Annotated in this window: 1 protein-coding gene; it reads right to left on the bottom strand. The window is 52.5% G+C overall.

Annotated features, from left to right (window positions below):
• On the bottom strand, window positions 1-202 hold a 202-nt coding region (locus tag K5R89_RS27305), incomplete at both ends, for a transposase (RefSeq protein WP_221853889.1).

Genomic DNA, 202 nt, shown 5'->3' with positions numbered 1-202 from the left:
GACTTTCCATTCGCCTTCACCAAAGACCTTCAGCCCGGTGGAATCAATCACCAGATGCGCGATTTCACCCCGGGTGGACGTTTTGAAACTGACATTAACCGACTTTGCGCGCCTGCTGACACAGCTGTAATCCGGGCAGCGCAACGGAACATTCATCAGTGTAAAAATGGAATCAATAAAACCCTGCGCAGCGCGCAGGGTC

The sequence above is a fragment of the Klebsiella sp. TF21-TM genome (assembly GCF_019753495.1).
Taxonomy (GTDB): domain Bacteria; phylum Pseudomonadota; class Gammaproteobacteria; order Enterobacterales; family Enterobacteriaceae; genus Klebsiella; species Klebsiella quasipneumoniae.
Note: the sequence above shows the minus strand (reverse complement) of the source record. Positions and strands in the feature narration are given on the sequence as shown.